Here is a 9,381-nt window from a genome sequence, read left to right as displayed (position 1 = left end):
TCGACAGAGCAGTGGCCCTAATCGCTGCTTATTCGTGTTGTCGAAGAACGGTGGATGGGGCACCATAACGAGAATATTGGCCCATCCTGGGTACCCCTGTACTGGAGAGCGTATGTCGTTGCCACCAATCGGCGATTGGGAGGTTGATGCCCTGAGGCTAATCTTCTTCACGCAAGAGCCTTCGCGTGTGGAGGGTGCTGGATACTTTCGGTCATTGACGGGCGCGGACCCCGAATCAGTTCTCAAGAAGCCGCACGTAGCGGAGTACAGCGAGATTGGGCCCTGCGAAGACAACCAGTTGGAGATCAAGGGGGGATTCAACCGTACCGAGTTGACGCTCTCGGCCATTCCCAAGCCTGGGCCGACTGCTCCGTCACTGGGAAAGCTGGTTGACCGGATTGAGCCATTTGTCGAGAAGTTTGGTGCATGGTTCTCCGAGGCACAGATTTCTGCGAATCGAATTGCTCTGGCGGTCGGCGTTTGGCGTCCGACAGAGGGGCGGGTAGCGTCAAATACGCTCATTCATGAACTGGCCCACTTTGCAAAGTTTGATCCGGCTGCGATTCGAGATGTGGCTTTGCAGTTTAATTACGCTACGTCATCCTCGTTTTTACCCTCGGTGGAGCTAAATCGCATGGTGCGATTGCTTTCACTTGAGGCGAAGATGCTCGAGTTCAGTCCGTCGGGGACGGTCTCGGAGCACTCGCAATGTATGTGTAGAGTTGAACTGGATTTCAACACGTCCGAGGCTTGTGCGGCTGAGGTGTTGAGCAGCGATGCAAGCCGGTTTCTGCCGGAATTTCGTGATCTGATCCTTTCGGATCTCGCTGAAGGTTTCAAATGACTCACGTCCAGCAATTTCATCCAGCCGTAAACCCATTTTTTGGTGTAGAGATGGGGGGCAGCTCGACGTCTATTGGTATGCACAATAGAGGTCTATATCGGCACGACTGGACCGACGACCAGAATTCGCAAGTTGCACCTTATCCTAACGTTGGTGGGGCCTATCAGCGTCAAAGCAAGCGATTCGTATTGGGTGGAGTGGTCTCTATCGTAGATCCCGATTCCAGTTCGCTAAGCGAGAATCAGGACTGGGTACGTGCCGCACAGGAAAAGATCGCTCGTGACATTGGGAAGATTCTCACTGCTCAGATACTTGCATATGAGGAAGTGGGCAACGGTCGGGCTGCTGCTCGTATTGCCATTCGGTACATTGAGAGATCGTTCAATCAACACGACGTCGCGGCGGTGAGTAGACTTCTCGTATCGCTCGAGCCGAGTCGTCTGAGTGGGTGGACGCTCGTTGCAGTGTTGCGGACGTCATTCCGAGCGCGCCGAATTCTGACTGGATGGCAGGAGTTTCTCCGCCGCGCGCGCATTGCGCTCGTGGCTCGGGGAGAACCGGCTGGCGAAATTCTCTATGGGATGGAAGATTGACGGATGCCAGTGCAATTGGATGTCGTTGATCCCGCAAGGGTTGCAGCGCGTTCGGGAATTGCATTGGCAATTGCTGGTCGAGCAGTCACGAGGACTGTAGATCAGCGGCACATTGCTTTTCTTCTCGAAAAGGATGATGGGTCGTGGTGGCTTGTTCACCTCGGTTGGGACAATCATTTCTTGGCTCAGCCGATCGAAGATGGCCATGCACGCGCCGGTCACTATGGCTATGCACCGGTGAGCCTGCTGCATGAGTACAATGAATTCGCATTTAAGAACTGGTTGTTTGATCTCCAGGCCAACAATGAAGGGCGGATTCCTTATAGTATTGCCTTAAGCGACCAGCCTTATTTTGATCAGCAAGGCAATGTCAAGCCATTTGGTATTGGCGAGGGATTTACTTGCGCTAGCTTTGTGAAGGCCGTCTTTGAGGTCTATGCAATTCGGCTTCTTGACACTGGCGATTGGCCGGTTAGAGAATCGGATGCGCCATGGCAGCGGTATATCTTGCAAAAATTGCGTGAGACTGGGGGCGATCCGGCAAAGATTGCAGCCCAACAACCGTTGATTGGGCAAGTCGCTAGGCTGCGGCCCGAGGAGGTTCTTGGGGCGGCGATAGCGCTGTCTGAAACGCCGGCGGATCAGCGCAGTCCGCTGCCACAGCGCGTCGCTGAGCCTCTTGGGGGCGAAGTGCGAGGCGAACTGGTGCGCCTCAACAAAATTTGAGAGCCGGCTGAGAAGGGGCAAAGAAGGAGAGGGGGCATCGGTCCCCTCTCCTTCTTTCATGGCTGTTCCTGGACAGGCCCCTCGCTCAGCGGCTGCGATCTGCAGGCTTGGCGCCAGTTGTTGTAGGGGAATCCCAACTCGGCATGGAAGCATTGAGCCGCGGCGGGGTTACTGTCCAGTTCGCTGCGGGAGCTGATCTTGCAGGTAGCCCGAACCACGGCGGCTGCCCTATCCACATCCTCTAGATCGGAAAAGTCCTTCCAGTCAATTGGGAAGCGCTCAGCCAGGAAGCGGCGAAACTCGGCGTTACTGCAAAGAATGCCGGCGGTGCGGGCGAGGGCGGGGCGGATCATGGTCATACCTCGAACAGCGCAACCTGGCGCGGGTCGGATTCGATAGGGGAGGGGTCGGCCTTGCTGGTGCGCTGCGCCGGCGCGTCGGGCATCAGTCGCGGCGCCCGCAGGACGCGCCCGCCGGCGTAGACGTGCGCGAACAGCTGCCGGATGGCGTCGATAGGATTCGCGCAGGCCTTCGCCTGGCCGGGGATGAATAGGCCGCTGTTGTGTGGGATCAGATCGCTGAAGGCGCAGCCCAGCTCGCGCGCAAGCTCGTTCATGGCGGCGTCGATGGCGCTGGCCACGTCGGCATTGCCCGCGGCTGCGGTGGCGATCGCAATAGGCTGCTCGCCACGCAGGACCTCGCGCACCATCACGAGCTCGGTCTTTGCGGGGCAGTGGCTTCAGGCACTCGGGCCCAGGCACATCACGCCGCGCGTGGAGCTGGTGATGGCGGCCGTCCATTCCACGGGGGTGCACTTCCGCCGTCATGCTGGGACACCCGAGGCGGTCGAAAGCAGTGTGTCAAACGTGCGCATGATGTTGGCCTGGGCGGGCGTCAGCTCGACGGCGCATCCGTTGGCGGAGATCGATACGCCGCCGTCTTCGCGCACGCTGATGCCGATGCCGCCGACCAGGATCTGCGCGACGGCGGTCGGTGAGGTTTTGTGTGCGACTGGCGCTGGTGCAGCGTGGAAGTGGGAGGCGGCTGGGCGCTTCATGCTGTTGCGCGGCCGTGCAGGAGGTTTCCTGGTCGTGCTGCGTGCGCGTCGCGGGCGCGGTTGCGGTTGGTCGTTGCCGATGGTGTAGCGGTCGCCGTCGGCATGCAGCCTGCCATCAGCCCAGTGGCGTCTTGAGAAAGGACTTCACGTGGCTGTCCGACTCAAGTCCCATGGCGCTGGCCAGCTCGGCGCGCGAGGCCTCGCCGTATTGCTTCACGTAGGCAATCGCGAGATCGACCTTCGTGGTTGATTCGGGCATCGCTGGTGTGGTGGTGGCCGTGGCCACGAGGTCATCGGCGGCCTGGACGGACATGGACTGCCCCAGCTGGAAAACGCTCGACGGGAATGCCGGCATCGCCGGTGCTCCGGCGGCGGGAATGATGCGTTGGGTGGTCGTTTCAGCCATGGTGCTTTTCCCGGGTGGTGGTGGGCTGCAGGGCAGTGCGCGCGATCGCGCGTAGCTCTTCGCGGTGCATGTCCACGGGCTGGCTATTATGGTTCAGCATGTGGGCGATCCGATTGAGCGCGCCAGTGAGCCTGGTGTGTTCGGCAGTGAGTCGCGCATTTCGCGAAGCGAGATCCCATTCGCGCGGCGAGGCGTCATCGATGCCGCGTGGTTGCGGTGCTGGCGCGCTCTCGATTGCCGCGAGCGCACCTTCCCATGGGCAGCTGGCGCTGCTGTGCTCGCCGATATCGACGTGGAAATATGCGGCGATCGCTTCGGCCAGCTTGTCGGCGGCAGCGTGGTATCGGTCGCGCTCGTCGATTGTCTGGCTAAGCGCGGCGTCCAGCTCGTTGATCCGCTTGGACTGGTCCTCGCGTGATCCCTGCAGGAATCCGCGTGTGGCGTGTTTGGAGACAACCAGGTAGTCGGCACGCCGCGCGTGCAGCATGGCAGCGTAGTTCGCCACGTCCACCGGGTCGCCCTTGCAAATGGCGTGGGCCATCAGGCGTGCGAGGCGTTCAACCGAGCATTCGAGCGGGTTGTCCCAGCCGCGTCGGCCAAGAGTGCGGCAGGTGGCCAGCTTGGCCTTCATGGCGGTGGCCAACTGGTCGACGGCGATGTCGTCGACGTGCGGGCGCCGCGTGCCAGGAAAGACCTTCCGCGAGCGTGATGTGGAGGCGAGCTGGCGGCCCTGCTCCTCGGGGATGCGCGCGGCGATGCTGTCGGGCGATGGGCGGCGATTCTGTCGATCTGATTTCATGCTGCGATCTCCTCCCGGTTGGCGACCAGCAGGTCATCAAGCGTCTTGCCGCTTGCCAGTGCCGCTTCCACCCATTTGGGGCGCTTGCCGCGGCCAGTCCATGCATTGCCCGCTGCGTCCCGGTAGCGCACCGCAGCGATAGGCACGACGGAGCCCGACGTGGCGGCGGGTTCCGCTGCTGGCGTCGCAGGCTCGGCAGCGGAGACCGCCGGTTTGCCCGGGCGGCGCAGAATGGCAGGCAGCCAGCGCCGGCCGTCGAGGCGCAATTCGGCCGCGGCGATCATGTCGTCTTTCTTCATGCTGGCGATGGTGTCTGCTGCTTCCTCGCCGACGGCTTCACGCACGGCCTCAATGCGGCGAGACTTGGGCACGCCGGCCAGGTAGGATTCGGCGGTGGCCTGCCACCAGTCGGCCATGTCGAGGTCGACGGCGGCTGCGAGCTGGTGTGCGTGCTTGTGGCCGGCGCAGTCTTCGCGGTGTTCCAGCGTGTTGAGGGTGAGTGCCACGCAGAGACCACGCAGGTCGTCCCGGTCGGCCAGATCAAGGCCCATGCACCAGGCGAACAGATCCGCAGGCTTGCCGTCTTCCTCAGCGGGCAGACGTGCTTGCCAGTAGTCAATGCGCTCTTGCAGGCTCAGCCAGGCGCGCGAGCCTTCGAGATCATCCGTGCCTTGCCTCCCGACGCCGCGGTTGTTTGTGAGGGAGATCTTGGCGACCGAGCTGTAGCTGTAGCGGTACCGATCTTCGGCAGCAAAGAGGACTTGCGGCACCATGGTGGCCAGCAGCAGGGCGTCAGCGACATCGGGCCTGTTCGCCACTACTGCCTGCAGCGCGGCGGTACGATGGGCCGTCAGCGTGGTCACCATACGTTCGGACAGCGAGCGTTCGACTTCCTCGGGCGTTGGAGCGCCCTGGCCTGCGCCGTTGCTGTTGGTCTCGTCCGCTGCCGTCTTCTTCGGCTTGTTGCCGTCCTCACGCTTGATCAGGCCCCGTACCACCTTGAGCTGGCCGCCGTGGTCAATGGTCAGCACGGCGCCGGCCTTGGCCTTCTGGCGATCGGTGAACACGTGCTGAAGGGACTCGATAGCCTCGATCTGCGCCTCGAGGCTGGCCAGCTCGGCGTCCAGCGCTTCGTCTTCGACATCGAGAGCATCGATCTTCTTGTCGAGCGCTTCGGCTTGCTCGCGCAAGGTTGCCAGCATGTCGGCCTCTTCCTCGGTCAAGGCGCGCTTCTTGGGCTGGCTCTTGCTGTAGGCCGCTTCGTCGGAATAGGTCCACTGGTCCGCCGTCTTGACCCAGGCCCAGCCCTTGGCGCGCAAATCTTCGGCTGCTGCCTCGAGCTTCTCCTCGGCCAGGCGCTGCAGCAGCGCTTCATCGCCGATGAAGCCACCGCCATTGCTGAAAAGGTCGCGGACCACGGGGCCGCCAGCGGCCTCATAGGCATCAAGGCCGACAAAGCGGGCTCGCTTGTCGGTTGCGGCATTGATGGAGCCGGACTTAACCAGGGCGCGGCGCAAGGCCTCCGGCGTCTTCTCCCAATTGCCTCGATCTTTCACCTGGTTCCAGAGCTTCTCCTGCGTCTTGTGCTCATCGGTGATCGCCAGCGCCATGAGCTGCTCCAGGCTCAGTTCGCCGTCGCGGTAGCCCTGAACCAGACGCGGCGAAACGTTGGCCAGCTTGAGTCGGCGCTGCACGGTCAGGGGCGTGACGCCGAAGCGTGCTGCGACTTCCTCCACGCCGCTGCCGCCATCGATCATGTGGCGGAATGCCGTGAATTCGTCCGCAGGGTGCATCGGCTCGTGCATGTTGGCGGCTGCGCTGATCTCCTCGGCGCGGTCAGCACTGTCGAGCAGGCAGAGCAGCTCGAAGTCCTCGGGCAGTTTGCCTTCCCGGATGGCCAGCCACGCGCCTTCAGTGCGGTGCCCGCCGTCGATGACTTCGTGCGTGGGGGCATTCTTCTTGCGGCTCACGTGCTCAATGACAACGATGTTCTTGAGCTGGCCATGGGCGGCGAGCGAGGCGGCGAACTCGCGAATCCGCGTGCGCGTGCGGGTGCGCTGGTTCTTCGGCGAGATGATCAGATTCCTGGCTTGGATGCGAAGCAGGTCGCCGGGCTTTGTTGTGGTCATGGTGGGCTCCGTGGATCAGTCGGTGAGCGCCACGCCCTGCAGCTCCAACTTGTGCTGGACGATGGCGTTGGCGAAGGAAAAGGTGTCGAGCTGAACGCGCCAGATGGCAGCTTCGATCTGAGGTGCGGCGGCCCGTAAGGTCACCGCGTCGAGATCCGAAACGGCCAGGGCACCTGTGCGTTCGAGTCGCTTCACGACCGCGGACATGGCGCGGCGTGCCGAGTGGATCTGGACGGCGAAATCCTGCAGGGGCTGCACGCGGAGTGCGATAGCGAGGATGTCCAGGACGCGCAGCAGGCGATCGAAGGCAACTGGTGTCGGGTCGCCGATGAACTGCGCGAGATCCGCGTAGAACGTGAGCTGGTGGCGTGCCTGGAGCTTCATGCTGGCGCCCCACAGAACTCGGCCTCGCCAATCACGCGGTCGAGCACGTCGAAGGCGCGGAAGTAGTCGACCGTCACGGTGACCTGGTGATCGATGTCTCGCAGCACGATGCCATTGGCCGGGCCGAAGTCAGGCAAGCACGGATCGCACAGGTGGACCAGGATGCCGCCGCGCGCAGTTAGGATGTCGGCGTCCACGTGGTCGCGGATCTCGGTCACGACGACGTGGTGATCGCTGAGTTGGTCGACGAGTTCGTCGGTGATGAGGTGGGTGGGGGTGAACGCGTGGGCGCGTGCGAGATAGTCGGCGACAACGTTGTGGCCGGCACCTGGCCGGCCGGTGAGTCCGATCAACATGGTGTGCTCCTCAGTCGAGGTCGTTTGCCTGTCGGCGTTTGTGGTCGGGGATGGAGGGGTCGAAGCTGGGGCGGGCAGTGCGCCGCTGCGGGGAGGCTTTGCGGCGCGCGTCCAGGAAGGCGCGCACCTGCATGGCCACGCGCCATTCGCGGACGCGTAGCTCAGCGTTGCCGGAGCCGTTCATCAGGCGGAAGCCTTCGACCAGCTCGGCAAATGAGTAGCGGACGCGGCGCCGTGCCATGTCAGGCCTGAAGGCGAGACAGCGGCGTGGCCGAAACGCGGCGAGCGCCTCGGTCCAGGCCGTCATTGATGGCGTCGCAGCTGCAATGGAACAGGCCGACGTAGGTGCGGCCGCCGTCGACGGTGATGCGGAAGGCGATCATTGAGGCTTCCTCCTCGACGTGTTCGGTGGCGGCGGGAGATCGGAGATCGGGCGCCCTTCGGCCCATTCCTCTACCTCACGCACCAACCACGCAACGCGGCGGCTCGACACAGCGCGCGGCTTCGGGAACTGCTCTTCGCGGACCAGCTTTTGCACGCTGGTTGCCGACAGCGAGACGATCGCTGCGACTGTTTCGAGATCGACATAGAAAGGCCGGATCACCGCGTCGTCTCCACGATTCCGCGGCGAGTCGCTTCCTCGCGAGCCTCTTCCATTTCGACATAGGCCCAGCAGAACGCTTCGAGCGCCTTCTGTCCGATCGATATGGATGCAGGGTTCCATTCCCATTCATTGATGCCGGCATGGGTGATGCGGATCTGTGCGCCTTGGGCTTGCTGCCACAGCGGCTCGAAGTGTTCTTCGTCCCACGCGGGCACCAACTCGAAGTCAATGCGGATCTCGGCTTCGATGCTCATGCCGATGGGGCTCGCAAAGGCGGCGGATTCGCGCGCGGAGTAGCCCCGGGGGCGGCTTTCGCGCTCCCGGACGACGGCGGGATCGTGATCCTCGCTGAAGCGGAAAGCGAAGCGCATGCGCTGGGCGGGGTCGAAGTCGGCGCCGAGATAGGCTTCTAGGGCGTCATGCTTCGTTCCGAAATCATCGATAGTGACGAAGCAGTTGGGCTTGGCTCTGCCGTGGTGGTCAAAAATTAGATGCATGGCCAGGCCTCACACGTGGCGCGCCGGCACAGCGGCATCGGCCTGGGCGTCGGATTCAACTGCGCAGGCGTGGGCGACGAGGGTCACGGCTACCAGGGCGAGGTAGGCGATCCATGCGGGGATGCGGTTCTTCCTGTTCATATGCGCCTCCTTCAAGATGAGGCGGAGTGTAGTGTACATATGAACTATTGACCAGACATAAATGTACTATTTCGGGCGCGTGGTCTCGAAATAATACCTATCGGACATATATGTACGATAGGGCTATTGCTCGGTGCTGGTGAGCCCTTGAAGGTGGGCTGTGACGAGGTTGTTCGCGGTGGAGGTCCCCCGAGCGAACAGCGCGAGGGCTTCCATCGGATGGCGCCGCGAACTCCCTTTGACGCCGATCCGGTAGTCCCCGTTATCGAGAGCGAGGCCGAAGGTTAGCCCCCGAAGTCGCCCTTCGCCATTCAGGCGAAGCAAGGCGATTAGAGCATCGTGAATTTCAGCGCGTTCCCTTTCGTTGATGTCGACCAGTTCCACTACGTGATACCCCTTCCAGCCCGTGCCCTTCTTTTTCTGTCGGGGCGTGGGGCTCGGTCAAAGTATCTAAGTCGACGGCAGAACGGGACTTTTCAAGACGTGCTTTAGAGGGGGATGCGTAGGCCTCTAGCATTTGAAAAACGCGCTGCAGTTCGGGTGCTGGGAGGCCCCGCAAAAGGTCGAGGCTTTCCAGGACGAGGCTGTGAGCTGGCTCGACGTCACCAGCTTTGGGGTCCAGCAGGGTATCGGGCCGAAGGCCGAGGCCGCTGGAGATGTGGTCGAGCATCGAAAGTGTGATGTCCGATTCCATGCTCATGTAGCGGCGCAGTGTTGTTGGGTGCATGCCCAACTCGACCGCCATAGCGTTGATGCTCGCGAACCGTTTGCCCGGGCCGATCATGGAATTTAGCTGAGCAATCAGTGTGCTCATGCTTGGGGTGTTGACGAGGCTTTTCCGCATC

17 protein-coding genes are annotated in these 9,381 nt (G+C 62.2%); 2 read left to right on the top strand and 15 right to left on the bottom strand.

Going from position 1 to position 9,381, the window contains the following annotated elements:
• The first annotated feature begins 112 nt into the window (after positions 1 to 112).
• A complete protein-coding gene (locus KHO41_RS00805; protein WP_211951411.1) occupies positions 113 to 844 on the top strand; it encodes a hypothetical protein in 732 nt (243 codons plus the stop codon).
• A 596-nt stretch (positions 845 to 1,440) separates the two neighbouring features.
• Positions 1,441 to 2,163, top strand: coding sequence for a hypothetical protein (locus tag KHO41_RS00800; RefSeq protein WP_211951410.1), 723 nt, complete (start codon positions 1,441 to 1,443; stop codon positions 2,161 to 2,163).
• 56 nt (positions 2,164 to 2,219) lie between these two features.
• On the opposite strand, the gene KHO41_RS00795 is transcribed toward KHO41_RS00800, so the two are convergent.
• From KHO41_RS00795 to KHO41_RS00730, 15 genes are all read right to left on the bottom strand, one after another.
• Positions 2,220 to 2,516 (bottom strand): hypothetical protein, encoded by a 297-nt coding sequence (locus KHO41_RS00795; RefSeq protein ID WP_211951409.1) that lies wholly within the window; start codon positions 2,514 to 2,516, stop codon positions 2,220 to 2,222.
• A gap of 2 nt (positions 2,517 to 2,518) precedes the next feature.
• Positions 2,519 to 2,872: a hypothetical protein gene (locus KHO41_RS00790; protein ID WP_211951408.1), complete on the bottom strand. Its 354-nt coding sequence runs from the start codon at positions 2,870 to 2,872 to the stop codon at positions 2,519 to 2,521.
• 114 nt (positions 2,873 to 2,986) lie between these two features.
• On the bottom strand, positions 2,987 to 3,220 hold the full coding sequence (locus KHO41_RS00785) for a hypothetical protein (protein WP_211951407.1): 234 nt from the start codon (positions 3,218 to 3,220) through the stop codon (positions 2,987 to 2,989).
• Positions 3,221 to 3,335: 115 nt separating this feature from the next.
• Positions 3,336 to 3,626 carry a hypothetical protein gene (locus tag KHO41_RS00780; RefSeq protein ID WP_211951406.1) on the bottom strand — a complete coding sequence of 97 codons (291 nt, stop codon included), beginning with the start codon at positions 3,624 to 3,626 and terminating at the stop codon, positions 3,336 to 3,338.
• Positions 3,619 to 4,425, bottom strand: a complete 807-nt coding sequence (locus KHO41_RS00775) for a hypothetical protein (protein ID WP_211951405.1) — start codon at positions 4,423 to 4,425, stop codon at positions 3,619 to 3,621. Before KHO41_RS00775 ends, KHO41_RS00780 begins: the two co-directional genes overlap by 8 nt.
• Entirely contained in the window at positions 4,422 to 6,554 is a 2,133-nt protein-coding gene (locus KHO41_RS00770) for an H-NS family nucleoid-associated regulatory protein (RefSeq protein WP_211951404.1), read from the bottom strand. The genes KHO41_RS00775 and KHO41_RS00770 overlap by 4 nt, the downstream gene beginning before the upstream one ends.
• Before the next feature lie 15 nt (positions 6,555 to 6,569).
• A complete protein-coding gene (locus KHO41_RS00765; RefSeq protein ID WP_211951403.1) occupies positions 6,570 to 6,938 on the bottom strand; it encodes a hypothetical protein in 369 nt (122 codons plus the stop codon).
• Positions 6,935 to 7,294 (bottom strand): DEAD/DEAH box helicase family protein, encoded by a 360-nt coding sequence (locus KHO41_RS00760; RefSeq protein ID WP_211951402.1) that lies wholly within the window; start codon positions 7,292 to 7,294, stop codon positions 6,935 to 6,937. The genes KHO41_RS00765 and KHO41_RS00760 overlap by 4 nt, the downstream gene beginning before the upstream one ends.
• Positions 7,295 to 7,304: 10 nt before the next feature.
• Positions 7,305 to 7,535 (bottom strand): hypothetical protein, encoded by a 231-nt coding sequence (locus KHO41_RS00755; protein ID WP_211951401.1) that lies wholly within the window; start codon positions 7,533 to 7,535, stop codon positions 7,305 to 7,307.
• A gap of 1 nt (position 7,536) precedes the next feature.
• Positions 7,537 to 7,677 carry a hypothetical protein gene (locus KHO41_RS00750; RefSeq protein WP_211951400.1) on the bottom strand — a complete coding sequence of 47 codons (141 nt, stop codon included), beginning with the start codon at positions 7,675 to 7,677 and terminating at the stop codon, positions 7,537 to 7,539.
• Positions 7,674 to 7,898: a helix-turn-helix transcriptional regulator gene (locus tag KHO41_RS00745; protein WP_244873675.1), complete on the bottom strand. Its 225-nt coding sequence runs from the start codon at positions 7,896 to 7,898 to the stop codon at positions 7,674 to 7,676. The genes KHO41_RS00750 and KHO41_RS00745 overlap by 4 nt, the downstream gene beginning before the upstream one ends.
• Positions 7,895 to 8,395, bottom strand: coding sequence for a hypothetical protein (locus KHO41_RS00740; protein ID WP_211951399.1), 501 nt, complete (start codon positions 8,393 to 8,395; stop codon positions 7,895 to 7,897). Before KHO41_RS00740 ends, KHO41_RS00745 begins: the two co-directional genes overlap by 4 nt.
• Before the next feature lie 9 nt (positions 8,396 to 8,404).
• On the bottom strand, positions 8,405 to 8,536 hold the full coding sequence (locus KHO41_RS41610; protein ID WP_280519683.1) for a hypothetical protein: 132 nt from the start codon (positions 8,534 to 8,536) through the stop codon (positions 8,405 to 8,407).
• Positions 8,537 to 8,659: 123 nt separating this feature from the next.
• Entirely contained in the window at positions 8,660 to 8,920 is a 261-nt protein-coding gene (locus KHO41_RS00735) for a hypothetical protein (protein ID WP_211951398.1), read from the bottom strand.
• Positions 8,883 to 9,350 carry a helix-turn-helix domain-containing protein gene (locus tag KHO41_RS00730; RefSeq protein WP_211951397.1) on the bottom strand — a complete coding sequence of 156 codons (468 nt, stop codon included), beginning with the start codon at positions 9,348 to 9,350 and terminating at the stop codon, positions 8,883 to 8,885. The genes KHO41_RS00735 and KHO41_RS00730 overlap by 38 nt, the downstream gene beginning before the upstream one ends.
• Between the last annotated feature and the right edge of the window lie 31 nt (positions 9,351 to 9,381).

It is taken from the genome of Cupriavidus numazuensis (assembly GCF_905397435.1).
In the GTDB taxonomy this organism is placed as follows: Bacteria; Pseudomonadota; Gammaproteobacteria; order Burkholderiales; family Burkholderiaceae; genus Cupriavidus; species Cupriavidus numazuensis.
Note: the sequence above shows the minus strand (reverse complement) of the source record. Positions and strands in the feature narration are given on the sequence as shown.